The organism is Mycobacterium avium subsp. avium (genome assembly GCF_009741445.1).
Classification (GTDB): Bacteria; Actinomycetota; Actinomycetes; order Mycobacteriales; family Mycobacteriaceae; genus Mycobacterium; species Mycobacterium avium.
The window spans coordinates 2,478,790-2,505,554 of sequence record NZ_CP046507.1 but is presented as its reverse complement, the minus strand read 5'-3'; the positions used below and the strand labels follow the sequence as shown (position 1 = coordinate 2,505,554).

The following is a 26,765-nucleotide window of genomic DNA, read 5'->3' as shown; positions in this document are numbered from 1 at the left end:
GATGAGCAAACAGAGCAGCAGCGGCCTCATCCGGCGCGGCGGAAACCAGCGCAACGGGATCGACCCCATCTGGTGGGCGCCCACCCTGTTCATCGTCATCGGCGGACTGGTCGCGTTGACCGCGGCCTCCTTCTCCGGGAAGTTCCAGACCTTCGTCCCGCTCACGCTGGTGTCCGACCGGGCGGGACTGGTGATGGAGGACGGCGCCAAGGTCAAGTTGCGCGGTGTGCAGATCGGGCAGGTCGCCTCCATCGGCACCGACGTGAAGACCGCCCGGCTGCAGCTCAAGATCCAGCCGGGCCCGTTCCGATATCTGCCGAGCAACCTGGAAGCCGAGATCAAATCGACCACCGCCTTCGGCTCCAAATTCGTCGACCTGATCGTTCCCGAGCGGCCCAGCGCCAGCCCGCTCAAGCCGGGCGCGGTGCTGCGTTCACGCAACGTCACCGTCGAGGTGAACACCGTCTTCGAGAACCTGCAGGCGGTCGTCCAGGCGCTCGACCCGGCCAAGCTCAACGCCATCCTGTCCGCGTTCGCCCAGTCGGTGCGCGGCAAGGGCGAGCGGATCGGCGAAGCCATCACCGACGCCAATAGCCTTCTGCGCACCGTCAATTCACGCATGGACACCATCGGTGAGGACTGGCGGCTGTTCGGGGCGACCACCGCCGTCTACTCCGACGCGGCGCAACACATCCTGTCGATTCTCGACTCGGCGAGCACCACCAGCAACACCATCACCGACAACCAGCGCTCGCTCGACTCGCTGCTGCTGTCGGCCGTCGGCTTCAGCCAGACCGGCATCAACGTCATCGGAGCCAACGAATCCAACATCGTGCGAGCGATGAACCTGCTCGATCCCACCATCGCGCTGATGCAGAAATACTCCCCGACCTACACCTGCCTGTTCCAGGGCGCCCAGTGGTACGTCGACCACGGCGGCCGAGATGCCCTGGGCGGCAACGGATATTCGGTGATCCTGGACGCCGCTCTGCTGTTCGGCGATGACCCGTACCGCTATCCCAAACACCTGCCCAAGGTCAACGCGACCGGCGGCCCCGGCGGCAGGCCCAGCTGTGGTTCGCTGCCCGACCCCAGCGCCAACTTCCCGGTGCGGGCCCTGGTCACCGACACCGGTTGGGGAGCCGCGCCGAACGAGATCCGCACCAACGTGGCCGCGGGTAACCCGTGGTGGGCCAACTGGTTCCCGACCACCAAGAACCCGCCCGAAGCGCCGCGCTACTTCTGGCGGGGAGGGCAGCCGCCGCCATGAGAAGGAAATTGTCGAGCATCGCCTGGCGGGTGGCGATCTTCACCGCGGTCTGCCTGTTGTTCACCTTCACCCTCATCGCGGTGTTCGGTCAGCTGCGCTTCGAGGACCGCACCGGCTACCAAGCGGTGTTCACCAACATCTCCGGCCTGAAGTCCGGCAACTTCGTGCGCATCGCCGGGGTGGAGGTCGGCAAGGTCGGCGATCTCAGCCTGCACCGGGACGGCACCGTCACCGTCGGCTTCGCGGTCGACAAGGGCGTGCGGCTCAGCGAGGGCACCAAGGCGGTGGTGCGTTACGAAAACCTGATCGGCGACCGCTATCTGGCGCTGGAGGAGGGCCCGGGCTCGCCGCGCCGGCTGCCGCCGGGCGCGACGATTCCGCTGGCGCGCACCTCGCCGGCGCTCGACCTGGACGCCCTGATCGGCGGGTTCCGTCCGCTGTTCCGGGCGCTGGACCCCGATCAGGTCAACGCCCTGTCCGGCCAATTGCTGCGCATCTTCCAGGGACAGGGCGGCACCCTGGCCTCGGTGCTGTCGCAGACCTCGATGCTGACCTCGACCCTGGCCGGGCGCAGCCAGCTCATCGGCGAGCTCATCACCAACCTGAACACCGTGTTGCGCACCTTCGCCACCCGCGACCACGAATTCTCCGACGGCCTGGACAAACTGGCGCAGTTGGTCGATGGGCTGGCCCAGCGCCGCGACGACATCTCCACCGGGCTCGCCTACATCAACGCGGCCGCCGGCTCCATCACCGACCTGCTCTCCCAGTCCCGCCAGCCCCTCAAAGACGTTGTGCAGCACACGGATCGGATGTCCGGGCAGGTGCTCTCCGACCGCGACTACGTCGACAACCTGCTCAAGGAGCTGCCCGACATCTACCAGGTGCTGGCCCGCCAGGGCCTCAACGGCGACTACTTCGGCTTCTACTTCTGCGAAGTGCTGCTGAAGCTCAACGGCAAAGGCGGCAACCCGATCTTCGTCAAATTGCTGGGTCAGCCCAGCGGGCGGTGCACACCGAAATGACGTGGAAGCTACCCAAATCACCCGCCCCGCAACGGCCCTTGATGCTGGGCGTGCTGGGAACCGTCATCCTGGCCTGCGTCACCGTCGTCGCCTTCCAGTACAACAAGCTGCCGTTCATCAAGAACACCGACGACTACGCGGCCTACTTCTCCGAGGCCGGCGGCATCAAACCCGGCAACGCGGTGCGGGTTTCCGGCATGGGCGTGGGCCGGGTCTCGGACCTGCGCCTGGAGGGCACCAAGGTGCGGATCGGATTCACCGTCCGCAAGGGCGTCGTCCTGGGCGATCGCACCGAGGCGGCGATCAAAACCGAAACGATCCTGGGCGCCAAGATGTTGGAGCTGACCCCGCGCGGGGACGGGCGGCTCTCGGGCGTCATTCCGCTGGAACGCACCACCTCGCCCTACGATCTGCCCGACGCCCTGGGCGATCTGACCACCACCATCAGCGGCCTGGACACCACCCAACTCTCCGCGGCCCTGACCACGCTGGCCGACACCCTCAAAGCCACACCGGAGAACCTCAAGCCCGCGCTGCAGGGCGTCGCCCGGTTCTCCGACACCCTCAACAGCCGCGACGCGCAGCTGCGCAACCTGCTGGGCAACGCCAATCACGTCTCGGCGGTGCTGGGCCGGCGCAGCCTGCAGATCGCCGGGCTGGTGGCCAACTCCAACGCGCTGCTGGCCGCGCTGCTGGACGAACGGGATTCGCTGGACGCGTTGATGAACCACCTCACCGCGGTGTCGCATCAGATCAGCGGGCTGGTCAACGACAACCGAACCCAGCTCAAACCCGCGCTGGACAAGCTCAACGGTGTGCTCGAGATCCTGGACAACCGCAAGGAGGAGCTGCAGAAAACGCTGCCCAAGTTCAAACGGTATGCGATGTCGTTCGGCGAATGCCTGGGCTCGGGGCCGTTTTTCAAGGCCTACGTCGCCAACCTGGTGCCCGGCCAGTTCGGCGGACCGGTGTTGGACGCGGACATGTACGACCGTTTCCTGGACCCCGATCAGAAGCTGCCCTCGGAGGTGGTGGATCCGCCGACGGGGACTCCGCCGGTGCCGCCGGAGAACGCGCCGGTGCCGCTGTGGTCGCAGCCGCCGTCGCCGCCGCCGTCCACGCCACCGGTGCGGACCATCCCGCCGCCCTCGCCCCACGAATTCGATCAGCCATGACCATCACTCGAGACACCCTGCGCAAGGCGACCGCGCTGAGCCTGGTCCTGACGCTGGCCGTGGCGAGCGTGCTGGTCGGCGGCAAGCTGTGGCGGGCCGTCGAAAAGAACAGCTACGCGGCGTATTTCGCGGAGACCAACGGCTTGTTCGTCGGCGACGAGGTCCGCATCCTCGGCGTCGCCGTCGGCGCGATCGACAAGATCGAACCCCAATCCGCCGGCTCGAAAGTGACGTTCTCCGTCGACAAGAAGTACGCGATCCCGGCCGCTGCCCGCGCCGCCGTGCTGTCGCCATCGCTGGTGACCGCCCGGGCGATCCAGCTGGTGCCGGCATACTCCGGTGGGCCCACATTGAGCCCCGGCGCGGCGATCCCGCTGAGCCGCACCGCGGTTCCGGTGGAGTGGGACGATTTCCGCAAGCAGCTGGAGAAACTGACCGACGCGCTGCAGCCCACCACCGCGGGCGGGGTGAACTCGGTCGGCGAATTCGTCAACTCGGCCGCCGACAATCTCCGCGGCCAGGGGGACACCGCCCGCGACACGGTACTCAAGCTCTCCGAAGCGATTTCGGCGCTCGGTGACCACGCCGATGACATCTTCAGCACGGTGCGCAACCTGCAACTGCTGGTGTCCGCGCTGTACTCCAGCAGCGACCTGCTGGCCTCGTTCAACACCAACCTGGCCGCCGTGACGACCCTGCTGACCAACACGCCCAACGAGGTAGGCAGTGCGCTGAAGTCGCTGGACGGGGCGCTGAGCGATGTGCGCGATTTCCTGGCGGAGAACCGCGAGGCGATGGGTGTCACGGTCGACCGCCTGGGCTCCATCACCACCGCGCTCAACGACAGCCGCGGTGACGTCAAGCAGATCCTGCACATCGCCCCCACGGTGTTCCAGAACTTCTTGAACATCTACCAGCCGGCCCAGAGCGCGATGACGGGCATCCTGGCACTGAACAACTTCGCCGATATTCCCCAATTCATCTGCAGCTCAATCGAAGCGGCGTCGCGGGCCCGGCTGGCGCGGGTATCCAAACTGTGCCTGCAATACCTCAACCCGATCATCAAGAACCGCATCTACAACTACATCCCGGCGGGGATCAACCCGTTCGTCGGTACCCAGGCCCGGCCCAGCGAGATCACCTACAGCGAGGACTGGCTGCGGCCCGGGTACACGCCTCCGGACAGCGGCCCGCCCCCCGAGGCGCCGGCTCCTCCCGGCCAGCCCGCGCCCGCCGATCAGCCGCCCGCCGAACCCGGCCCGCCGCCGAACCCGACGAGCAACTCGCTGCAGGTGCTGCGGGACCTGATGCTGCCGACGGGGCCGTCATGAGACGCGCGGTCGTCGCAGCACTGGTGGTAGCTTGCGCGGCAGCGCTTTCCGGGTGCGGCTGGCGTGGCTTGAATTCGCTGCGGCTGCCCGGCACCGCGGGCGGGGGACCGGGCTCCTACACCATCCAGGCGCAGATGCCCGATGTGGTGACCATCCAGGAAAACACCCGCGTCCGGGTGGACGACGTCAACGTCGGCAACGTCACCAAGATCGAACTGCAGGACTGGCACGCCCTGGTCACCATGCGCATCGACGGTGACGTGCACCTGCCGGCCAACTCGACCGCCAAGCTCGGCCAGACCAGCCTGCTCGGGTCGATGCACATCGAACTCGCACCACCCAAAGACGAGCCGCCCGTCGGCCGGCTCACGGCCGGCTCGGTCATCCCGTTGTCGCGGGCGAGCCTGTATCCCACCACCGAGCAGACGCTGGCCTCGGTGTCGATTCTGCTCAACGGTGGCGGAATCGGGCAGTTGCAGGAGATCACCCGGGCGGTGGCGAAGGCCTTCGCCGGCCGGGAAGCCGACATGCGCAGCCTGCTGAGCCAGATCGACGAGTTCATCGCGCACACCAACGAGCAGACCGACGACATCATCGCCGCTGCCGAGAACCTCAATGCCCTGGCCGGTCAGGTCGCCGCCGCCGACCCGGTGGTGGACAAGGCGTTGACGTCGGTGCCCAAAGCGCTTGCCGTGCTGGCGCAAGAGCGCACCAAGATCGCCGACACCATCGACCGGGTCGGCAAGTTCAGCGCGATCGCGGCCGACACCATCCACCAGAGCAAGCAATCCCTGGTGGACAACCTGCGCAACATCGCGCCGGTGCTGCGGTCGCTGGCCGACGCCGGACCCTCGCTGACCCGCGGCTTGGACGGCCTGGCGACTTACCCCTGGCCGGCGTCGACGGTGCGGAACTGGTTCCGCGGCGACTACGCCAACCTCACCTTGATCGTCGACTTGACGCTGAGCCGCATCGACCAAGGGCTTTTCACCGGCTCGCGCTGGGAAGGCAACCTCACCCAGCTCGAACTGCAGTGGGGCCGGACCATCGGCATGCAGCCCCCCAGCCCCGTCACCGGCGGCAACCCGCTGACCTATCCGTACCATTTCGGGGGATACTGATGCTTCGGTTGAACCGCCGGACCTGGATCCAGTTGTCGATTCTGGCGGTGGTGACCGTTGTTTCCTGCGGCGCAATGGCATTCAACTTCATGAAGCTGCCCGCGACCCTGTTCGGGATCGGCGAGTACCGGGTCACGGTCGACCTGCCGCAATCGGGTGGGCTCTACCAGACCTCGGTGGTCACCTACCGCGGTACCGACGTCGGCCAGGTCAAATCGGTCGACGTCACCGCGACCGGAGTGCGCGCGGTGCTGGCTATGCGGTCGGGGATCGAGGTGCCCTTCGACGTCCAGGCGTCGGTGCACAGCCGCTCGGCGATCGGTGAGCAGTACATCGAGCTGACCCCGCGGCCCGGCACCGGCGACCACCAGTCCCGGACGCTGCGCGACGGCGACGTCATCACCGCCGGCCGCGTCGAGGTACCGGTGGACATCGGGCGGCTGCTCGACATGACCAACCGTGCGCTGCAAGCGATTCCCCGCGACAACCTGCGCACGGTGATCGACGAGACCGACCGGGCGGTCGGCGGACTGGGCGCCGAGTTGTCCCGCATCGTCGACGGGTCCACCGCGCTGGCCGTCGCCGGCGGCCACACCGTCGACCCGCTCGCCACGCTGATCGATCAATCTCCGGCGGTGCTCAACTCACAGGTCCAGACCTCCGGGGCGATCGCCACCTGGGCCGACCGCACCGCGGCCCTCATGGCCCAGTTCAAGGCGCAGGACGCCGCGGTGCGAGACCTGTTGGCGCACGGCGCTTCCGGAGTCGAGGAGGGCCGCGCCCTGCTGGACCGGGTGACGCCCGCCCTGCCGGTGCTGTTCGCCAACCTGGTGAGCCTGGACGACATCGCCGTCGTCTACCGCCACGACATCGAACAACTGCTGGTGTTGCTGCCGCAGGGCATCGCGGCCATGGCGGCGATCATCGTGCCCAGCTCCAACACCAAGCAGGAGTACCGGGGCGCCCAGTTGGACTTCAACCTCAACCTCAACCTGCCGCCGCCGTGCACGACGGGTTATCTGCCTCCGGCGCAACGCCGTTCGCCCGCCAGCGTCGACGCGCCGGACCGACCCGCCGCCGACTTGTATTGCCGGGTGCCGCAGGACTCGGAATTCAACGTCCGCGGCGTGCGCAACATCCCCTGTGAGAGCAAGCCGTGGAAACGCGCACCGACCGTCGAACTGTGCGAAAGCGACGAAGAATACGTGCCGCTCAACGACGGCTACAACTGGAAGGGCGACCCCAATGCCACCACCAGTGGTCAAGGCGTGCCGCAGTATCCGCCGGGACAGGATCCGCGGCTGCCGCCACCGCGGGGCACCGCCCCGGCACCCCCGCCCGTCGCGGTGGCACCCTACGACCCGGCCACCGGGGATTACATTGGGCCGGACGGCCGCCGCTACACCGAGTCCGATCTGGCGCACCCACGCGCCAAAAGCTGGCAATCGCTTCTGGTTCCGCAACCCTGAGGAGTTCGAGCATCATGGCCGACGAATCTGATACCCCCTCCGCCGAGGAAAAGTCCGACGCAGCAAGACAACTCGACACCGCCGAGGGAGACGATCAAGACCAGGGCCGGGTCGCGCGCTGGCGCGAACTCGCCCGGCGGCGACGGCTGTCGCGGGCGGAGACGGTGTTGGCGGTCGGCGCGGTCATGGTGGCGGCGTTGGCCGGGTTGAGCGGCTGGCTGGGCTACCGCGCCTATCAGCAGCACGACGCCCAGGCGCGGCGCAACCTGTTCGTCGCGACCGCCCGTCAGGGCGCGGTCAACCTCACCACCATCAACTACACCCAGGTCGACCGCGACGTGCAGCGGATCCTCGATTCGGCCACCGGCGCGTTCCGCGACGAGTTCGAGCAGCGGTCCAAACCGTTCGCGGAGGTGGTCAAGGCGGCGCAATCGAAATCCGAAGGCACCGTGACCGATGCGGGACTGGAGTCGCAGCGCGGCGACTCCGCCCAGGTGCTGGTGGCGGTCGCGGTGAAGTCGCACACCGCCGGCGGCGACGAGCCGCCGCGGGAATGGCGGATGCGCATCGAGGTCCGATCCGTCGGCGATGACGCCAAGGTCTCCAACGTGGTGTTCGTCCCGTGACCGCGCCGAGCGAGACGGCCAGGACCGCCGCCGATATCCGGGAGTCGGACACCGACCCGCAACCAACGTCGTCGCGGGGCAAACCCTCGATCGCCTGGCCGCGGGTGTTCGGCTACGGCATACTGCCCGGGCTGGCGCTGGTCTTGGCGCTGGGCGCCGGCTACCTGAGGTGGTCGGCCGGATCCGCCGACGACCTCGCCCAGGCTCGCGCCCAGTCGGTGCAGGCCGCCCGTGAGGACGCGGTGGCGTTGCTGTCCTACCGGGCGGATTCGGTGGACAAGGACCTCGCCGCGGCGCGCGACCGGCTGACCGGTGAGTTCAAGGATGCCTACGCCGAGCTGACCCGCCAGGTCGTCATTCCCGGCGCCAAGGAGAAGCACATCTCGTCCGCGGCCAGGGTCAACGCGGCGGCATCGGTCTCGGTCGCCGAAAACCACGCGGTGGCTTTGGTTTTCGTCGACCAAACCGTCACCATCGGCGACGGCGCCCCCACCGACACCCAGCCCGTCGTCCGGATGACCTTGGACAAGGTCAACGGCCGCTGGTTGGTGTCCCGCTTCGAACCGGTGTGAGGCGTGTCGGTACCGGTGAACCACGCCGCCCGCCTGATGGCGGGCGCGGTCGTCGTGTCGGCGGCGCTGCCGGTGCCCGCCGCGCACGCCGACAACAAGCGGCTCAACAGCGCCGTCGTCTCCGCCGTCTACACCCTGCAGCACCACGCGGGCTGCACCAACGACGTGGTCAGGAACAACGCACTCACCCTGGCCGCCGAATGGCACGCCGAAGACATGATCAACAACCGAAACATCAACGACGACATCGGTTCCGACGGATCGACGCCGCAGGACCGGGCCAATGCCGCCGGCTTTCGTGGCAGGGCCGCCGAGACGGTGGCCATCAACCCGGCGATGGCGATCAGCAGCCTCGAGCTGGTCAACCAGTGGTATGCCAACCCAGACGACATGGCGATCATCCGGGACTGCGCCAACACCTCCATCGGGGTGTGGTCGGACAACAGCCTGGACCGCACCGTCGTGGTCGCCGTCTACGGCCAGCCCGATCCGGCCCGGCGGTAGCGGCGCGATCGGTGGCGGCTACCCGCTGGAAACGGACTCGCTCGCCAGCTCGCACACGCACACCTGGCCGCCGCGCCGCCAGGTGCCGAACTGTGTTCCGTGCCTGCGCTTGAGGTGCTGGGCGTAGACCTTGTCGCGTTGATCCCGCGAGAACGCGAAGTCCAGATTGACCGGCAAGCCCGCCCAGTCCACCTGGTCACCGGCCGCATTCTCGGCCACCCCGCCGTATCGCCGGGGGCACTGCAGCGGACAGTTCTTCTTCATGACCCGATCGGGTCCATCACACTCCCGAGCCACGACTACGTCACTCCTTCAGGTGCGCGACCTTTTGAGTGCATGGTGCGATGCGCATGTTTCAGCGATGGGTGTGCGATGTTTCCGCCGTATTACGAGTTCGACGTCGTCGCGGCTAGTGCGGGCTAGTAGACGTCGCGGTGGTAGCGCTTGTCCGCGCTGAGCGACTGAACGTAGGCCTTGGCCGCGTCCGGGTCGAGATTGCCGAATTCGGCGGCGATGTCGCACAGCGCCCGGTCGACGTCCTTGGCCATCGGGTCGGCGGTGCCGCACACGTACAGCTGGGCGCCGTCCTGCAGCCAGCTCCACAGCTGCTTGCCGCGGTTGCGCATCAGGTGCTGCACGTAGACCTTGTGTTGCTGGTCCCGGGAGAAGGCGAGGTCCAGCTCGGTGAGGAAACCGTCCTCGCGCATCTGCTCCAGCTCGTCGCGGTAGTAGAAGTCGGTGGCGGCGTGCTGCTCGCCGAAGAACAGCCAGTTGGGGCCGCGGTGGCCGAGCGCGCGCCGCTCCTGCAGGAAGCCGCGGAAGGGCGCGATCCCGGTGCCCGGCCCGATCATGATCATCGGGGTGTCCGGGTCGCTGGGCGGGCGGAAGTTGCTCGACGGCTGCAGGTAGACGGCCACCCGATCGCCGGGGGAGCGGGCGGCGAGGTAAGTCGAACACACCCCGCGGCGCGGCACGCCCTGGAAGTTGTAGCGCACTGGCGACACCGTCAGGTGCACTTCGCCCGGGCAGGCCTTGGGGCTCGACGAGATCGAATACAGCCGCGGCTGAAGGCGTTTGAGCACCCTGAGCCATTCGTGGGCCGAGGCGGACACCGGCAGCTGCGCCAGCAGGTCGATGGATTGCCGCCCCCACGTCCAATCGGCCAGTGCGCGTTTGTTTTCCGGCTTCAACAGCTCGGCGAGTTTGGCGTCGCCGGTACGCTCCTGCACGAAACGCACCAAATCCCGGCTGATGTGCGCGATCTCGATGCGCTCGGTGAGCGCCGAACGCAGTGACATCAGCCCGTGCTCGCCGACCTCGACCGGGGTCTGCCCGTCCAGGCCGGTGACCGCCAGCCACTCGTCGACCAGCTCGTCGCTGTTGCGCGGCCACACCCCGAGCGCGTCACCGGCCTCGTAGCTGACGGCGTCTTCCGGCAGGTTGAACACCAGATGCCGCACGTCCTTGGTGGATTTCGGCCCGTTCAACGTGGTGTTGCGCACCATGTCGGTGATGAGCGGGTGCTTTTTGCTGTAGGTGTGCGGCGCGGGCGTGTTCGGGCGGGACGGTGCCGCCACCGGGGAGGTGCGGGCCGAGACGGTCGCGCCGCCGTCGCCGCCCACCGCGGTGGGGGTGCGGGTCAGGGCCTCGATGACGTCAGCGACCCACTTGGCCGCGGCCTGTTCGTAGTCGGGTTCGCAGTCGACGCGTTCGGCGATGCGGGTCGCGCCCAGCTCGGCCAGCCGCGCGTCGAGTTTGCGTCCGTGACCGCAGAAGTCGTCGTAGTTGGAGTCGCCCAGCGCGAGCACCGCGTAGCGGGTGTTGCCCAATCGCGGTGCAGCGTCGCCGGTCAGCGCGCGCCACAGGCCGGAGCCGTTGTCGGGTGCGTCGCCGTCACCGGTGGTGCTGGTGATCAGCAGCAGTTCCCGCGTCGCCGCCAGCTCGGCCGCCGGGAAGTCGTCCATGCTGTGCAGGGCGACCGGCAGCTCGGCCGCCGCGAGTTGCGCGGCGACCTCGGCGGCGAGCTCCTCGGCGTTGCCGGTCTGCGACGCCCACAGCACCACGACCGGGGCCCGCTCGGGCGCGGGTGTGGCACCGGCCGGCGCGGCCGGTGGCTGCTGGACGGCCGGCTGGGGCGGCTCGGGCAGCGCCGCCTGCTGGGATGCGTCGGCGCGGGAGAACAACCCGGCCAGCAGGCCGTCCACCCACAGCCGGGTGCGGGAATCGAAGGGCGCGCTCGGCGGCAGCGTGGGCACGCCACCGGCGCGGCGGCCGGCGTCCGAGCGCAGTCCGGTCAGCATCCCGGCCAGGTACGAGCGGCCGAGCTCGTTGAATTCCGGCTTGAATGACGTTGCCACGCCCAGTAATTCGCCGAGGGCATCGACTTGTGACACGCTGATTTCTCGTACCTCCGTGGGCGCGGATTCCGGTGTGTCGTGGCCCGCCGAAGGGCCGGTTCCGATGGCCGAATCGGGGTGGGAGACGGCGACTTTCGTCAGGGTGACGGCGCACGCCTTGAATTCGGGCTGGTTCGAGATCGGGTCGACCGCGTCGTTGGTGACCGCGTTGATCGACAGATACTCGCCGAAGGCGTCATTCCAGTGGAACGGGGCGAAGCAGTTGCCGGGCCGCACCCGGTCGCTGACGACGGCGGGCAGCACGGCCCGGCCGCGGCGGGAAGCGATTTCGACGCGGTCGTGTTCGCCGATGCCCAGCCGGGCGGCGTCGTCGGGATGGATCTCGACGAACGGGCCGGGGTTGAGCTTGTTGAGTTTGGCGACCTTGCCGGTCTTGGTCATGGTATGCCACTGGTGCGGCAGCCGCCCGGTGTTCAACAGGAACGGGTAGTCGTCGTCGGGCATTTCCTCGGGCTGCAGGTGCGGACGGGCGAAGAACACCGCGCGGCCGCTCGGCGTCGGGAAGGCCAGCCGCGGCACGGTGCCGTCCTCGCGGACCAGTTGTGTCTGGCTGACGCCGTCATTGAGGTAGCGGATCGGGTTGCGGTCGGCCGTGCTCTGCGGCACGCACGGCCACTGCAGCGGCTGCCGACGCAGCCGCTCATAGCTCACACCGCGCAGGTCGTAGCCGGTCGTCGGATTCCAGAACCGCTTGATCTCCTCGAACACCTCCTCGGCGCAGCTGTAGCTGAACGCTTCGGAAAACCCTATCTCGCAAGCGATCCGGGCGATGATCTGCCAGTCGGGCATGGCCCCACCCGGCGCCGCGACCGCCGGCTGGGACAGCGTGATGTTGCGCTCGGAATTGACCATCACCCCCTCGGTCTCCGCCCACAGCGCCGCCGGCAACAACACGTCGGCGTATTCGCTGGTCTCCGTGCCGAGGTAGGCGTCCTGGGCGATCACCAACTCGGCGCGCTCCAGCCCGGCCAGCACGGTCTTCCGATTAGCAACGGAGGCAACGGGATTGGTGCAGATGATCCAGCATGCCTTGATCTGCCCGTCGGCCATCCGGGAGAACATGTCGATGGTTCCGGTGCCGACCTCGGTGCGCAGCCTTCCGCGGGGAACACCCCACACGTCTTCGACGAACTCGCGGTCGGCGGCCGATGCCACCGACCGCTGGCCCGGCAAACCCGGTCCCATGTAACCCATTTCGCGGCCGCCCATCGCGTTGGGCTGACCGGTGAGCGAGAAGGGGCCGCTGCCCGGCTTGCAGATCGCCCCGGTGGCCAGGTGCAGGTTGCAGATGGCGTTGGTGTTCCAGGTGCCGTGCGTGCTCTGGTTGAGGCCCATCGTCCAGCAGCTCATGAAGTTGTCGGCCTCGCCGACCAGCTGAGCCGCCGCGCGGATGTCTTGCTCGGGGATGCCGGTGATTTCGCTGACCCGGTCGGGGGTGTACTGCTCCAGGAAGCTGGGCATCACCTCCCAGCCCTCGGTGAACTCGGCGATGAATTCGCGGTCGGTGTGCCCATTTTCGACGATCAGGTGCAACAGGCCGTTGAGCAGTGCGAGATCCGTCCCCGGGGCGATCTGCAGGAACAGGTCCGCCTTTTCGGCCGTCGCGGTGCGGCGCGGGTCGACGACGATGAGTTTCGCGCCCGCCTTGACGCGGTCCATCATGCGCAGGAACAGGATCGGGTGGCAGTCGGCCATGTTGGCGCCGATGACGAAGAACACGTCGGCGTGTTCGAAGTCCTGGTAGGAACCCGGTGGTCCGTCGGCGCCCAGCGACAGCTTGTAGCCGGAGCCGGCGCTGGCCATGCACAGTCGCGAGTTCGACTCGATCTGGTTGGTGCCGATGAAACCCTTGGTCAGCTTGTTCGCCAGGTACTGCGCCTCCAGCGACATCTGGCCGGACACGTACATCGCGAACGCGTCCGGGCCGTGCTCGTCGATGATCGCCCGTAACTGTTTCGCGCACCGGGTGATCGCCTGATCCGTGTCGATCGGTTCGAGCGGTTCGCCGCGGCCGGCCCGCGCGTGCGCCGAGTCCATCCGGCCCGGGGCGGCGAGCAGGTCGGCGGTGGTGGCCCCCTTGGTGCACAGGCGGCCGAAGTTGGCCGGATGTTCTTTGTTGCCAACCGACTTGGCGACGTGACGGCGCCCGGTTTGCGGATCGGTTGTGATCTGCAACACCATGCCGCAGCCGACGCCGCAGTAAGCGCACATGGTGTTCACGGCGTTCTCCGGCGCCATGGACTCCCTGGCCACGCTTACGTCCCTCCGTCGAGTGTGCACGGGTTAGCTCTCTAACGAGTGAGTTCATTGTGGGGCAGCCATGTTTCGGCACCGCTGCCCGAAATTTCCCCCCGTTTACTTCTTCCTCTCAACGGCAGGCACGCCGGTGTGAAATCGCCGGGGAGATTCAGGGCTTGGGATCGTGTTACCGCAGGTCACCGTTGACCATCCGCCCCGGCAGAGGGTACTCACCGCGGCCCGCGCCACGCTTCTTCGAACGGGCTTTTTGACCAAACCGACGGGACATTCACAGTCTTCGCTAAGCTCACCGCGTGCGTCGGCTCATTGTGATGGTGTTGGTTTTGCTGGCCTCCGGTTGCGGCTGGAAGCCACCGGCGCCGCCACAGGCCCGGCCGGACACCTGCAAGGCCTCCGACGGGCCGACGGCCGACACTGTGCGACAGGCGATCACCGCGGTTCCCATCGCGATCCCCGGCACCATCTGGGTGGAGATCGGGCGCGGCCACACCCGCAATTGCCGGTTGCACTGGGTGCAGATCATCCCCACCATCGCCAGCGAGTCGACTCCCCAACAACTGCTCTTTTTCGACCACAACACGCCGCTGGGCACCGCCACCCCGAACGCAAAGCCGTATATAACCGTGCTACCGCCCTCGGATGACACCGTCACCGTTCAATACCAGTGGCAGAAGGGAAATGATCAGCTGTGCTGTCCCACCGGGATCGGAACGGTGAAGTTCCGGATCGGGCCCGACGGCAAACTGCAAACCATCGGCAAGATCCCGAATCAATAACGGCCGCGCGCTCGCGATCGCCCCAATGTCGTTGGGCAACAAGGTGATCGCCATGACGCAGCGGACGGCCACGGGGCGCCGGGTGGCGGGAACTCACAGCTTGCCCTCAGTGAGTTCTTACCGGGAAATGCCGCTTTACTCGGAAAGCGCTGGCATCCTTGACAACCGGTGCCCGGCGCGGTGGTCGGGCGACGTGTCGTGGGCGCCGATCGGCAGAAGGCGGGTTTGATGGCACGGACGCGACGCATCGCGCATTGGGATCCCGAGGATCTGGTGGCCTGGGAAGCGGGCAACAAGCTCATCGCCCGGCGCAACCTGATCTGGTCGATCGCCACCATGCACGTCGCCTTTTCCATCTGGTACCTGTGGTCGGTGATGGTGCTGTTCATGCCGCAGGCCCGCTACGGTTTCACGACCGGCGACAAGCTGCTGGTGGGCGCCACCGCGGCACTGGTCGGGGCGCTGGTGCGCATCCCGTACGCCATGGGCACCGCGCGGCTGGGCGGTCGCAACTGGGCCGTGCTGTCGTCGCTGGTGCTGCTGATCCCCACGCTCGCGGCCATCGTGCTGCTGGCACACCCAGGGTTGCCGTTGTGGCCGTATCTGGTGTGCGCGGCGCTGACCGGCTTGGGCGGCGGGAACTACGCGGCCGCGCTGGCCAACGTCGAATCGTTTTTCCCGCAGCGGCGCAAGGGGTTCGCGCTGGGTCTCACCGGCGGCGTCGGCAATCTCGGCGCGGCCGGCATCCAGGCGGTCGGGCTGGTGGTGCTGGCCACCGCCGGTAACCAGGCGCCGTACTGGGTGTGCGCCGTCTATCTGGTGCTGCTGGCGCTCGTCGGGGCGGGCGCCGCGCTGTTCATGGACAACCTGGACCATTCCGTCGAGGTCGGTCATGTGCGCTCGGTGCTGACGGTGCCCGACACCTGGACGATTTCGTTCCTGTACATGTGCGCCTCGGGCTCGTTCATCGGATTCGCGTTCGCCTTCGGCCAGGTGATAGCCCACAACCTGATCGCCGGCGGGCAGACGCACGGGCAGGCCGCGCTGCACGCCGCCGAGATCGCCTTCGCCGGGCCGCTGCTCGGATCGATGGCGCGGGTGGTCGGCGGCAAGCTGGGGGACCGCTTCGACGGCGGCCGGGTCACCCTGACCGTGCTGGCCGCCATGATCGTTGCCGGCGGCTTCCTGGTCGCGGTGAGCACGCACGACGACCTGACCCGCCCGTCCGGCGCCCCGGTGTCGCTGTACACGACCGCCGGCTACATCGCCGGCTTCATCGCGTTGTTCATCTGCTGCGGCGTCGGCAAGGGATCGGTGTTCAAGCTGATCCCGTCGGTCTTCGCGCAGCGCAGCCGGGCGTTGGAGCTCGGCGACACCGAACGACGCCACTGGGAACGGGCCCGGTCGGCGGCGCTGATCGGCTTCGCCGGCTCGTTCGGCGCGCTGGGCGGCGTGGTGATCAACCTGGCGCTGCGCCAGTCCTATGCCAGCACCGGCAGCTCGACGCCGGCGTTCGGCGCCTTCATGCTGTGCTACGTCGCGGCGGCGGCCCTGACCTGGGCCAGATATGTGCGCCCACGCCGGGCGCCCGAGCCGCGCACCGCGCCGGACTGGCAGCCGATGGCCGAGCAGCCGGTCAGCTCGTGAGGGCCTCCGACAGGTTCTCCGGGTGCAGCATCTCGGCGTAGCGCAGCCGCTCGGGGATCCCGAAACCGTCGACCAGGGTTTGGGCGTGCGGCCGCAGCGCCCGGCAGCGGTCATTGATGCCCCGGGTGACCGCCTTGGCGCGCTCGGTGGACAGGTAGCGGTGCTCGATGTACCAGGCCTTGTCATCCTCGATCACCGACAGCGCGTACAGGTCGCACAGGATGCCCAACAGCTCGCGGGCCTGCTCGTCGGGGCAGCCGTCGATGCCGGCGACGAACGCTTCCAGCACCACCCGGTCGATGTGCGCGCTGGCCGCGTGCAACACATGGTCCTGCACCGAGTTGAACGCGTCGAATTCGGACATCTCTTTGGATTTCGCCTGCAGCCGCCGCGCCACCGAGGCCAGCAGATACTCCTCGCGGTCTTCGAACATCTTGATCTGGGTGCCGCGGTTGAACAGGCTGCCCTCTTCCTCGCTGTCCTGCCGGGCGTCGACGATGGTCTGGATGATCGTCTCGGCCGCGGTGCGTTTGATGACGCGATCGCCAACGGCGTTGGCGGCGAAGCGAACCCATTCGACCGGACTCATGCTCTTGATGTCGTCGGCGTAGGCGGTCAGCAGCTCCTTGGCCACCAGCTGGGTCAGCACGTGGTTGTCGCCCTCGAAGGTGGTGAACACGTCGGTGTCGCCGCGCAGCGCGATCAGCCGGTTCTCGGCCATATAGCCCGCGCCGCCGCAGGCCTCGCGGGACTCCTGGATCGCCCGCGTCGCATGCCAGGTGTTGGCGGCCTTCAGCCCGGCCGCGCGCGCTTCCAGTTCGCGCTGCTCGTCGGCATCGGGATCGTCGGCGCTCTGGATGTCGTGGCACTTGCTGACCAGTTCGTTCTGCGCGAACTGCAGCGCGTATGACTTGGCGATCAACGGGAACAACCGCCGCTGGTGCACCAGGTAGTCCATGATCAGCACCTCGGAGTCGCCGTCCGGGGTGGTGAATTGCTTGCGCTGCAACGCATATCAGGTGGCGATGTCCAGCGCCACCCGGCCCGCCGCACCGGCGCTGCCGCCGACCGTGATCCGGCCGCGAACCAGCGTGCCCAGCATGGTGAAGAACCGGCGGTTGGGATTCTCGATCGGCGAGCTGTAGGTGCCGTCCGGGGCCACGTCGCCGTACTTGTTCAGCAGGTTGACCCGGGGCACGCGGACGTGGTCGAACACGATGCGGCCGTTGTCCACCCCGGGCAGGCCGCCCTTGTATTCGCAGTCCGAGGTGGTCACCCCGGGCAGGTCGTTGCCGTCGGCGTCACGGATCGGCACCAAGAGGCAGTGCACACCGTGATTGACCGGCTTGCCGTCTTCGGTGGTGATCAGTTGCGCGAATACCGCTGCCACCGTGGCGGTTTCGGCGGCCCCGCCGATGTAGTCCTTGCGGGCCGACGGGGTGGGGGAGTCGATCACGAACTCTTCGGTCGCCGGGTCGTAGGTGGCGGTCGTCTCCAGCGACTGAACGTCGCTGCCGTGCCCGGTCTCGGTCATCGCGAAACAACCGCGCAACTCCAGGCTGATGATCTTGGGCACGTAGGTCTCGTGATGGCGCTCGGTGCCCAGGTTCTCCACGGCCCCGCCGAACAGGCCCCACTGCACCCCGGCCTTCACCATCAACGACAGGTCCGACATCGCCAGCATCTCGATCATGGTGATCGCCGCGCCGACATCGCCGGTGCCGCCGTGTTCTTTGCGGAAGCCGTCGGCGGCCGCGCCGAACGCCGCCATAATCCGCATCTGCTCGGCCACCTTGGTGCGGGCGATCACGGTGTTGGGGGTGTAGTGGGGACGGAACAGGTCCTCGCTCAGCGTCTCCCGCATCCGGTTTCTGACGTCACGCCAACGCCCGTCCAGTGCGTTGCGCAGATGTTCGGCTGTGCTTGTCGTTTCTGGCGCCATGAACCGACCGTAACGTGCGCGTCGCGTCGCCGGAACAACGACGACAATTCATGTCGCCGAACGGATCTTCCCGGGTGAGCGCAACCGGTAGAGGGTCACGCCCGCGGCGGCGACGCCGAACAGCACGAGCATCACCATGTCGAAGACCCACCAGCCGCTGTAGTGCGTCCAGGTCTCGGCGTTGGCGGCCAGCGGGTCGATCCGGCGCAGGTTCACCGTGGACGCCGACGCGGCGAAACCCCACCGGGCCGGGACGAGCCAGCTGATCTGCTGCAGCCCCCACATGCTGACCAGCTGCACCAGGCTTCCGTTGAACAGCACCGCGGCCAGAATCACCGGCACCAGCAGCGGCAGGACTTCGCCCAGCGACTTGCCCAGCGCCGACAGCGCCAGGCCGATCACTGCGGACACCATCGCGGTGACCGCCACGGCGACGTAGAGCTCGAACGTGGCGTCGTGCAGCACGACGGCGCCGTACACCGGAGCGCCCTTGACGGCGATGACGACGGCGAACATGACGGCCGCCCAGACGGCCGCGGCCAGCGCGTACACGGCGACCTTGGCGGCCAGGTAGGCCGGCGCGGACAGCCCGACCTGCTGTTCGCGGCGGTAGACGCGATGCTCCCCGACCATGGCCGGAACCGTCAGCGCCGTCCCGATGATCACCGCGGCAACGTTGAGCAGAGCCAGGATTTCGATGGCCTCGTGCGCGTTGGCGCTGCTCGGCGCGGGCCGCGCCAGGCCCGAATCGCCGGGGATCAGCAGCGTGAGTCCGGCCAACACGAACGGCAGCAGCGCCAGGAATGCGAAGTAGAGGCGATTGGCGAGCAGCAGCCGGATCTCGCGGCGGGCCACCCACCGCACCTGCCGGTTGCCCGGCAGCGCGGCCGGCGGCGCCCACGGCGCCGCGACCTCCGGCGGGGTGGTCGGCGCCGCGGATTGCGGCCGCGCCCGAAACGCGCGATGGGCGCCGTCCGGATCGGCGCCGACCCGGGCCAGCACCGCCGACCAGTCGGCGCTGCCCATCGCGGACTCGGCCTGCAGCGGCGTCCCGAGATAGGCGACCTTGCCGGCGGCGGTGAGCACCAACACCTGATCGCACATGTTGACGTCGGTGAGCGACGTGCGCGACGAGATCGCCGCCACCACGACGCAGCCGAGATTGGCCTGGCGGCGCAGCACGGCCATCACGTGGCGCTGCTGCGCCGCGTTCAGCCCGGCGGTCGGCTCGTCGACCACCAGCAGGCTCGGTCGCGTGATGAGCTCGATCGCCAGGGCGGTGCAGCGCCGCACCTCGGGCGCGAGTTTGCGGATCCTGGTGTCGCGGTGGGCGGTCAGGTCGAGTTCGTCGAGCACCTGGCCGACCACCCGGTCGCGTTGCTCCGCCGAGGTCTCCGGCGGTAGCCGCAATTCGGCGGCATAGCGCAGCGCTTGTTCGACGGTGAGCCGCCGGTGCAGGCGCTCCTCGCGCGAGACGACCCCGATGCGGGCGCGCATGGCCGCCGGCTCGGCGTGCACGTCGTGTCCGTCGACGGTGACGCGCCCGGAGCTGGGCGTCCGGGTGCCCGCCAGCAGCGCCAGCAGCGCGGCATTGCGCGCCGCGGAGGGTCCGATGACCGCGGTCATGGCGCCGGGCTTCGCCGTGAATGAGATGCCCGACAGCGTCTCGTGCCCGTCGACGGACAGCCCGAGCTGATAGGCCACCACGCCGGTGGTGCGGGCGGCGGTGCGCAGCGGCAGCCGATGGGTGGAGTTGGCTTCGTCGGTACGGAACGACGGGCGCTGGGCGCGCAGCTTGGAGGTGATCATCCGCTCGATCAGGCCCGGGCCCTTGGGCGGCTCGGGCGCCGGCGCGGGCGGGGCCGGCGGCGGAACGGGAGGGGGAGGCGGTGGAACGGGTGGCGGCGCGGCCGCGGGCATGCGCTGGGTGGCGCTTTGGGTCGGCACCGTGGGGTCGGGGGCGGTCGGCCGGCCCGGCGGAACAGGCGGCGCGGCCGGGGGATTCGGCGGCCGCGGGGCCGAGTGTCCCGGGTCGGCGACCTGGAAAACCAGCCGCGGGCCGTGCCGGGGATCTTCGATGGTGATGGCCAGGCCGTCGCGGATCTCGACCGTCGGGACCCGGGATCCGTCCAGGAAGATGCCGCGGTGGCTCAGGTCGATGGCCACCCAGTGGGCGCCGGTGAAGCGCAGCACCACGTCCACGCGCGGCGCCGGGGGTGGTTGCGGGGCGAGGCGTTCCAGCGGGATGTCACAGCCGGGGCCGTAGCCCACCACCACGTCGCGACCGGGGGCGAAGACGTACCTGCTCGGTCCGGCCCATACGGTCAGCGAGGCCGGAAGCGCCGAAGCCTCGGTCGGCATCGCCCCACCCTTTCGTCACCGGTCAGTTCGACTACGTGTCTACCCTCGCGCCAGGTCCGGCCACCAGCCTCAGGACGTCTGGCGCCGGCCCGCCAGCGAGGACGCCAGGGAGGCGTTGTCGAGCAGCCGTCGCAACACGTCGACCGCCTGCCGCAGCACCTGCCGGTCTTCGGCGTCGAGCAGCGCCAGCTGCGGTTGAATCGCGGCGGCCCGGTCGGCCCGCACCGCGTTCAGGGTGCGCCTGCCCTCGGCGGTGATGCGGATCCGCACCGCGCGCGCATCGCCGGGATCGACCGTTCGGGTGACCAGGCCCGCTTCCTCGAGTCGGCGCACCTGCGTCGTCATCGTCGGCTGCGAGCAGTGGTCGACGGCGGCCAGGTCACCGATCCGGGCCTCGCCGTGAGCTTCGATGGTTGCCAGCAGCCTGGCCTGCGCTGCCGGCAACGGCATCTGGATGCGCTGGGTGGCCAGCCGGTTGAGCCGCGCGACCACGGCGAGCAGGTCGGCCCCCAGTCCCTGCCCTCCCTCGAGCTTTGCGGTGTCGACGACGTTGTCCATGTCTCCATGGTTGCATAGCTTTGCTAAGCGTGGCCTCAGCGTGGGCGCGTGCCGTGCGGAACACCTTCTTCAGCGGACACTCCCGCGGCGGGCTGGCAGAATCGCCCAAGTGACCTTGCTGCGTTTTCGGCCATCCGGACCAGGGGCACTGCGGCCGAATGAGTTGGCACAGGCCGCGGTCATGGGGGCTCTGTGTGCGGCGATCGAGATCCTCGCCGCGGTGATCCCATTCGCTCAGGGACTGGGCGTGCTGGGCACCGTGCCCATGGGATTGCTGGCTTACCGCTACCGCCCCCGCGCGCTGATGGCCGCGACGGTAGCCGGCGGGGTGATCGCGTTCCTGATTGCCGGGCTGGGCAGCCTTTTCATGCTCGTCGACTGCGCCTGGGTCGGCGGATTGTGCGGCATCGTCAAACGCAAGGGTCGCGGCACGCCGACGGTCGCGTTGTTGTCGTTGATCGCCGGCGTACTCTGGGGCGCCGGATGGGTCGCGGTGTTGGCGGTGCTGACCCGGCTGCGTCATCTGTTCTTCGACGTCATCACGGCCAACGCCAACGGCGTTGCGGCCTTCCTGAACTGGATGCACTTGCAGGGCGTGGGCGCAGGGCTGAAGCGGTACGTCGCCGACGGGCTGCAGCACTGGCCGTTGCTGATCTTCCCCTACATGATCCTGTTGGTCGTCGTCGTCTCGTTCATCAGCTGGTCGGCACTGTCTCGGCTGCTGGATCGGATGCGCAAGATCCCCGACGTGCACAAGCTGGACCCTCCCGACGACGGGCACGCCGCCATCGGGCCGGTTCCGGTGCGGTTGGAGAACGTGCGGTTCCGTTATCCGGGTGCCGAGCAGGACGCGCTGCGCGAGGTCAGCCTGGACATCCAGGCCGGCGAACACGTCGCGGTCACCGGCGCCAACGGCTCGGGCAAGACCACCCTGATGCTGATCCTGGCCGGCCGGCAACCGACGTCGGGCACCGTGCACCGGCCCGGCGCGGTGGGCCTCGGCGACGTCGGCGGCACGGCAATTGTGTTGCAGCACCCCAAAAGTCAAGTCCTGGGCACCCGGGTCGCCGACGACGTGGTGTGGGGTCTGCCCCCGGGCACCGACATCGATGTGCACCGGTTGCTGCGCGAAGTCGGCCTGGACGGGCTGGCCGAACGCGACACCGGAAGCCTGTCCGGCGGCGAGTTGCAGCGGCTGGCGCTGGCGGCGGCGCTGGCGCGGGACCCGAAGCTGTTGATCGCCGACGAGGTCACCACCATGGTGGACCAGCAGGGCCGAGATGCGTTGCTGGGCATCCTGTCTGGTCTCGCGAAACGGCATCAGACCGCCCTGGTGCACATCACCCACTACGACAACGAGGCCGCGTCCGCCGACCGCGTCATCAAGCTCAGCGACTCACCGGACAACGCCGTCGCCGCCGAAACCAACGCCGCGGCCGCGCCGGCCGTCGCCGTCCCGCACGGTTCGGGGGTGCCCGTGCTGGAGCTCATCGACGTCAGCCACGAATACGCCAGCGGCACACCGTGGTCCAAGGTCGCCCTGCGCGATGTCAGCTTCGTGGTGGAGCAGGGCGACGGGCTGTTGATCCACGGCGGCAACGGCTCGGGCAAGTCGACGCTGGCCTGGATCATGGCCGGGTTGACCACTCCCACCAGCGGCAGCTGCCTGATCGACGGCCGGCCCACCCACGAGCGGGTCGGCGAGGTGGCGCTGTCGTTCCAGTCGGCCCGGCTGCAGTTGATGCGCGATCACGTGGACACCGAAGTGGCGTCGGCTGCCGGCTTTTCGCCCACCGACCAGGACCGGGTGGCCGAGGCGCTGATGTCGGTCGGACTGGATCCGGCGATGGGCAAACGGCGCATCGACCAACTCAGCGGCGGCCAGATGCGCCGGGTGGTGCTGGCCGGCCTGCTGGCCCGGTCCCCGCGCGCGCTGGTGCTCGACGAGCCGCTGGCCGGGTTGGACATCGGCAGCCAGCGCGGCCTGCTGCGGCTGCTGGAAAACCTGCGCAGAGAACGGGGTTTGACGGTGGTGGTGATCTCGCACGACACCGTCGGGCTCGAGGAGCTGTGCCCGCGGTCGCTGTACCTGCGCGACGGAGCCCTGCAAACGGCGTCCACCGCGGCGGGCGGAATGCCGTGACCGCGCCCTCGGACACCAAGTCGCCGGCCGGCCGGACTCGGCGGCCGCCGCGACCGGTGGTGCTGCTGGTCCCGGTGCCCGGCACCTCGAAAATCCACGAATTGTGGGCCGGCACCAAACTACTTGTGGTGCTGGGTGTTTCGGTGCTGCTGACGTTCTTTCCGGGGTGGGTGACCGTGGGGTTGATGCTGGCCCTGCTGGTGGCCGCGGCCCGGCTGGCCCACATTCCGCGCGGCGCGCTGCCCTCGCCGCGGCGCTGGATCTGGATCGTGCTGGCGGTGGGCGGCATCACGGCCGCGCTGGGTGCCGGGAGTCCGGTGGTCTCGATCGCCGGGCTGCACATTGGGTTGGGCGGAACGCTGCACTTCCTGCGCGTCACCGCCTTGTCGATCGTGTTGATCGGGCTGGGCGCGATGCTGTCGTGGACCACCAACGTCGCCGAAATGGGGCCCGCCCTGGCCACTTTGGGACGCCCGCTGCGGTGGCTGCGCATCCCGAGCGACGAATGGGCCGTCGCGCTGGCGCTGGCGCTGCGCGCCTTCCCGATGCTGATCGAAGAATTCCAGGTGCTCTACGCGGCCCGTCGACTGCGCCCCAACCAGACACCGCACAGCCGCCGGGCCCGCCGCCGTCAGCAGGCCCGGGACATGATCGACTTGCTCACCGCGGCAATCGTCGTGACGTTGCGACGCGCCGACGAGATGGGCGACGCGATCACCGCCCGGGGCGGTATCGGGCAGCTGTCGGCCGCCCCGGCGCGACCGAAACTCGCGGACTGGGTGACCCTGACCATCACCGTCGCCGCCGGCGCCATCGGGGTGGCGCTGGACTCGATGATCCCCTTCCAGTAGGCCGCCCGGTTCCGCGCGCGCCCGCTAGGGCCGCATCCGGTCGATGAGGTTGGACAACACGACGATGCTTTCGCTGCGTTCGACGTCCGCGCTGGACCGGATCCGTTCCAACGCCACCTCCAAATGCCGCATGTCGCGGGCCAATACGTGCAGGATGGCGTCCGGGGTGCCGGTCACCGTCGCGGCGCTGAACACCTCGGGGATGTCCACCCAGGCCGTCCGCAGCTCGTCGGGCGCGATGCGGCCGTGGCAGAACACCTGAACGTAGGCCTCGGTGTTCCAGCCCAGTGCGTTGCGGTCGACGACGGTGGTGAAGCCCTTGATGACCCCGCTGTCCAGCATCCGGTCGACGCGGCGCTTCACCGCCGGCGCCGACAGGTTCACCTTGTCGCCGATTTCGGCGAAGGTGGCGCGGGCGTGCTCGGTCAGCTCGGCGAGGATGCGCTCGTCGGTGTCGTCCAGGCGATCCATCACGCCTCCTCGGTGCTGAGACAACAAATCATCGAATATCCGACTATAGCGCAATAAATCGACGGCAGACACGCAATGATAGTCGTTTGATTGTTCAGGGGACCGCAAATACCGTTGATGGATGACGGATCAATACGTGCGGGCAGCCCGCCCGGTGCCCCGATCGGCTGCCCGCACCGGCCGGGTGCACCGGCTGCCCAGCGTCCGCCGGTATGCGATGACGCGACCGTCCTTCTTCGCGGTCGACTACGCGATCAACCCCTGGATGGACGTCACCACACCCGTCGACGCCGGCCGCGCGCAGGCCCAGTGGGAGGCACTGCGCCGCACCTATCTACGGCTCGGGCACCGGGTGGACGTGATCGAGCCGGTGGCCGGGCTGCCGGACATGGTCTATGCCGCCAACGGCGGGTTCATCGCGGGAGACGTCGCGATCGTGGCCAGGTTTCGGTTCGCGCAGCGGGCCGGCGAGTCCCGCGCCTACGCCGAATGGATGCGCTCGCTGGGCTATCGGCCGCTGCTCACCCGCCACGTCAACGAGGGGCAGGGCGATCTGCTGAAGGTCGGCGACATCGTGTTGGCCGGCTGGGGGTTTCGCACCGACCGCCGGGCGCATCCGGAGATTTCGGCCGCGCTGCGCGCGCCGGTCGTGTCGCTGGAACTGGTCGACCCGCGCTTCTACCATCTCGACACCGCGTTGGCGGTGCTCGACGACCGCACGATCGCGTTCTATCCGCCCGCGTTCAGCGACACGGCCCGGCGGCAACTGGGTGCGCTGTTCCCGGATGCCATCGTGGTCGGCCCGGCCGACGCGCACGTGTTGGGCCTCAACGTCGTCTCCGACGGGTTACATGTGGTACTGCCCTCTGCCGCAACGTGTTTCGCAACCCAATTGCGCCGGGCGGGGTTCGAGCCGATAGGCCGTCGATTTGTCCGAGCTGCTCAAAGGCGGCGGCTCCGTCAAGTGCTGCACATTGGAGGTTTTCCCATGACGATTCTGGACGGGCAGCTCACCGCGACCCGCGTGGATTCCGCGATCAGGCTGGCGGAAAAGCGTGCCGCGCACAACTATTCGCCGTTACCGATCGTCGCCGCGAGCGCGCAGGGGGCGTGGATCACCGATGTCGACGGCCGCCGCTACCTGGATTGTCTGTCCGCCTATTCCGCGGTGAACTTCGGCCACCGCCACCCCGAGATCGTCGCCACTGCCCATGCGCAGTTGGACACCGTCACGCTGGTCAGCCGCGCGGTCCATTCCGACAAGCTCGGGCCGTTCTGCGCGGCGCTCGCCTACCTGTGCGACAAGGACATGGTGCTGCCGATGAATTCGGGCGCCGAAGCCGTGGAAAGCGGCCTCAAGGTGGCCCGCAAGTGGGGGGCCGAGGTCAAGGGGGTCCCCGCCGGCCAGGCCAAAATCATCGTGGCGGACAACAACTTCCACGGCCGCACCATCAGCATCGTCAGCTTCTCCTCGGACGCCGCGGCGCGGGACGGGTTCGGCCCCTTCACGCCGGGATTCCGCTCGGTGCCGTTCGGGGATGCCGGCGCGCTGGCCCAGGCGATCGACGACAACACCGTCGCGGTGCTGCTGGAGCCGATTCAGGGTGAGGCCGGCATCGTCGTCCCGCCCGACGACTACCTGCCGGCCGTCCGCGCGCTGTGCAGCGAGCACAACGTGCTGATGATCGCCGACGAGATCCAATCCGGCCTGGCGCGTACCGGTTACACGTTCGCCTGCGACCGGTGGCGGGTGGTGCCCGACGTCTACCTGCTGGGCAAAGCCCTGGGCGGCGGGGTGGTTCCGCTGTCGGCGGTGGTGGCCGACCGGGAGATCCTCGGTGTGTTGCATCCCGGCGAGCACGGTTCCACCTTCGGCGGCAACCCGCTGGCCGCCGCGATCGGCACCACCGTGGTGTCCATGCTGGCCCGCGGCGAGTACCAGGCACGCGCGACCGCGCTGGGTGCGCACCTGCAGCGGCGGCTGCGGGCGCTGGTCGGTCGCGGGGTGGACGAGGTGCGCGGCCTGGGGTTGTGGGCAGGGGTGGACATCGACCCGTCGCTGGGCAGCGGCCGGGAGATGAGCCTGCGGCTGGCCGAGCGGGGCGTGCTGGTGAAGGACACGCACGGCGCGACCTTGCGCTTGGCGCCGCCTCTGGTGGTCACCGCGCAGGAGATCGACTGGGCGGTCGGCCAGCTTGCTGCGGTGTTGCGGGAGGCTGCTTCATAATCAGCTGACCCGGCAACAGG

At 68.6% G+C, this 26,765-nt stretch carries 19 protein-coding genes and 2 pseudogenes; 15 read left to right on the top strand and 6 right to left on the bottom strand.

The annotated features are described in order from the left end of the window. The first annotated feature begins 1 nt into the window (after position 1). The 9 genes from MAA44156_RS11680 to MAA44156_RS11640 are packed head-to-tail and all read left to right on the top strand — an operon-like array spanning position 2 to position 9,093. The gene (locus MAA44156_RS11680) at positions 2–1,270 is read left to right on the top strand and encodes an MCE family protein (protein WP_009976297.1); all 1,269 of its coding nucleotides are present in this window, start codon (positions 2–4) and stop codon (positions 1,268–1,270) included. Further along, positions 1,267–2,295 (top strand): MCE family protein, encoded by a 1,029-nt coding sequence (locus MAA44156_RS11675; RefSeq protein WP_011724566.1) that lies wholly within the window; start codon positions 1,267–1,269, stop codon positions 2,293–2,295. Before MAA44156_RS11680 ends, MAA44156_RS11675 begins: the two co-directional genes overlap by 4 nt. Next, the gene (locus MAA44156_RS11670; protein ID WP_121035782.1) at positions 2,292–3,470 is read left to right on the top strand and encodes an MCE family protein; all 1,179 of its coding nucleotides are present in this window, start codon (positions 2,292–2,294) and stop codon (positions 3,468–3,470) included. Before MAA44156_RS11675 ends, MAA44156_RS11670 begins: the two co-directional genes overlap by 4 nt. Then, positions 3,467–4,801, top strand: a complete 1,335-nt coding sequence (locus MAA44156_RS11665) for an MCE family protein (RefSeq protein ID WP_009976301.1) — start codon at positions 3,467–3,469, stop codon at positions 4,799–4,801. The genes MAA44156_RS11670 and MAA44156_RS11665 overlap by 4 nt, the downstream gene beginning before the upstream one ends. Then, on the top strand, positions 4,798–5,922 hold the full coding sequence (locus MAA44156_RS11660; RefSeq protein WP_029248451.1) for an MCE family protein: 1,125 nt from the start codon (positions 4,798–4,800) through the stop codon (positions 5,920–5,922). The genes MAA44156_RS11665 and MAA44156_RS11660 overlap by 4 nt, the downstream gene beginning before the upstream one ends. Continuing rightward, positions 5,922–7,391, top strand: a complete 1,470-nt coding sequence (locus MAA44156_RS11655; RefSeq protein ID WP_009976303.1) for an MCE family protein — start codon at positions 5,922–5,924, stop codon at positions 7,389–7,391. The genes MAA44156_RS11660 and MAA44156_RS11655 overlap by 1 nt, the downstream gene beginning before the upstream one ends. 14 nt (positions 7,392–7,405) lie before the next feature. Then, positions 7,406–8,017: an Rv1363c family protein gene (locus tag MAA44156_RS11650; protein WP_009976304.1), complete on the top strand. Its 612-nt coding sequence runs from the start codon at positions 7,406–7,408 to the stop codon at positions 8,015–8,017. Further along, entirely contained in the window at positions 8,014–8,589 is a 576-nt protein-coding gene (locus tag MAA44156_RS11645; RefSeq protein WP_009976305.1) for an Rv1363c family protein, read from the top strand. Before MAA44156_RS11650 ends, MAA44156_RS11645 begins: the two co-directional genes overlap by 4 nt. A 3-nt stretch (positions 8,590–8,592) precedes the next feature. After that, the gene (locus MAA44156_RS11640) at positions 8,593–9,093 is read left to right on the top strand and encodes a CAP domain-containing protein (protein WP_023884260.1); all 501 of its coding nucleotides are present in this window, start codon (positions 8,593–8,595) and stop codon (positions 9,091–9,093) included. An 18-nt stretch (positions 9,094–9,111) separates the two neighbouring features. On the opposite strand, the gene MAA44156_RS11635 is transcribed toward MAA44156_RS11640, so the two are convergent. Together MAA44156_RS11635 and MAA44156_RS11630 are read right to left on the bottom strand one after the other, a co-directional pair. Then, a complete protein-coding gene (locus MAA44156_RS11635) occupies positions 9,112–9,357 on the bottom strand; it encodes a hypothetical protein (RefSeq protein WP_009976307.1) in 246 nt (81 codons plus the stop codon). A gap of 155 nt (positions 9,358–9,512) precedes the next feature. Continuing rightward, positions 9,513–13,748, bottom strand: a complete 4,236-nt coding sequence (locus MAA44156_RS11630) for a bifunctional nitrate reductase/sulfite reductase flavoprotein subunit alpha (protein ID WP_009976308.1) — start codon at positions 13,746–13,748, stop codon at positions 9,513–9,515. A 332-nt stretch (positions 13,749–14,080) separates the two neighbouring features. Here MAA44156_RS11630 and MAA44156_RS11625 point away from each other — a divergent pair, with 332 nt between their 5' ends. Further along, positions 14,081–14,545, top strand: a complete 465-nt coding sequence (locus tag MAA44156_RS11625; RefSeq protein WP_003872476.1) for an LppP/LprE family lipoprotein — start codon at positions 14,081–14,083, stop codon at positions 14,543–14,545. A 228-nt stretch (positions 14,546–14,773) separates the two neighbouring features. Then, complete coding sequence (locus MAA44156_RS11620) at positions 14,774–16,192, top strand: nitrate/nitrite transporter (protein ID WP_011724580.1); 1,419 nt, start codon at positions 14,774–14,776, stop codon at positions 16,190–16,192. Here the strand turns inward: MAA44156_RS11620 and MAA44156_RS11615 are convergent. The 3 genes and pseudogenes from MAA44156_RS11615 to MAA44156_RS11605 form a co-directional block, all read right to left on the bottom strand. Continuing rightward, positions 16,182–18,134 (bottom strand): annotated as a pseudogene (locus MAA44156_RS11615) (acyl-CoA dehydrogenase family protein). The gene MAA44156_RS11620 and the pseudogene MAA44156_RS11615 overlap by 11 nt on opposite strands. Positions 18,135–18,182: 48 nt before the next feature. Continuing rightward, positions 18,183–20,495 (bottom strand): ATP-binding cassette domain-containing protein, encoded by a 2,313-nt coding sequence (locus MAA44156_RS11610; protein ID WP_009976310.1) that lies wholly within the window; start codon positions 20,493–20,495, stop codon positions 18,183–18,185. A gap of 69 nt (positions 20,496–20,564) precedes the next feature. Beyond that, on the bottom strand, positions 20,565–21,053 hold the full coding sequence (locus tag MAA44156_RS11605) for a MarR family winged helix-turn-helix transcriptional regulator (protein WP_003872472.1): 489 nt from the start codon (positions 21,051–21,053) through the stop codon (positions 20,565–20,567). 181 nt (positions 21,054–21,234) lie between these two features. Between MAA44156_RS11605 and MAA44156_RS11600 the strand changes: the two genes are divergently transcribed. Together MAA44156_RS11600 and MAA44156_RS11595 are read left to right on the top strand one after the other, a co-directional pair. Beyond that, on the top strand, positions 21,235–23,196 hold the full coding sequence (locus MAA44156_RS11600; RefSeq protein ID WP_033711735.1) for an ABC transporter ATP-binding protein: 1,962 nt from the start codon (positions 21,235–21,237) through the stop codon (positions 23,194–23,196). Continuing rightward, entirely contained in the window at positions 23,193–24,047 is an 855-nt protein-coding gene (locus MAA44156_RS11595) for a CbiQ family ECF transporter T component (RefSeq protein ID WP_009976315.1), read from the top strand. The genes MAA44156_RS11600 and MAA44156_RS11595 overlap by 4 nt, the downstream gene beginning before the upstream one ends. A gap of 24 nt (positions 24,048–24,071) precedes the next feature. On the opposite strand, the gene MAA44156_RS11590 is transcribed toward MAA44156_RS11595, so the two are convergent. Next, on the bottom strand, positions 24,072–24,518 hold the full coding sequence (locus tag MAA44156_RS11590; RefSeq protein ID WP_009976316.1) for an Rv2324 family transcriptional regulator: 447 nt from the start codon (positions 24,516–24,518) through the stop codon (positions 24,072–24,074). Positions 24,519–24,639: 121 nt separating this feature from the next. On the opposite strand from MAA44156_RS11590, the pseudogene ddaH reads away from it, so the two are divergent. Beyond that, a pseudogene (gene ddaH / locus MAA44156_RS11585) lies at positions 24,640–25,510 on the top strand (dimethylargininase). Continuing rightward, the gene (gene rocD / locus MAA44156_RS11580) at positions 25,507–26,745 is read left to right on the top strand and encodes an ornithine--oxo-acid transaminase (protein ID WP_023879909.1); all 1,239 of its coding nucleotides are present in this window, start codon (positions 25,507–25,509) and stop codon (positions 26,743–26,745) included. The pseudogene ddaH and the gene rocD overlap by 4 nt, the downstream one beginning before the upstream one ends. Positions 26,746–26,765 lie beyond the last annotated feature (20 nt).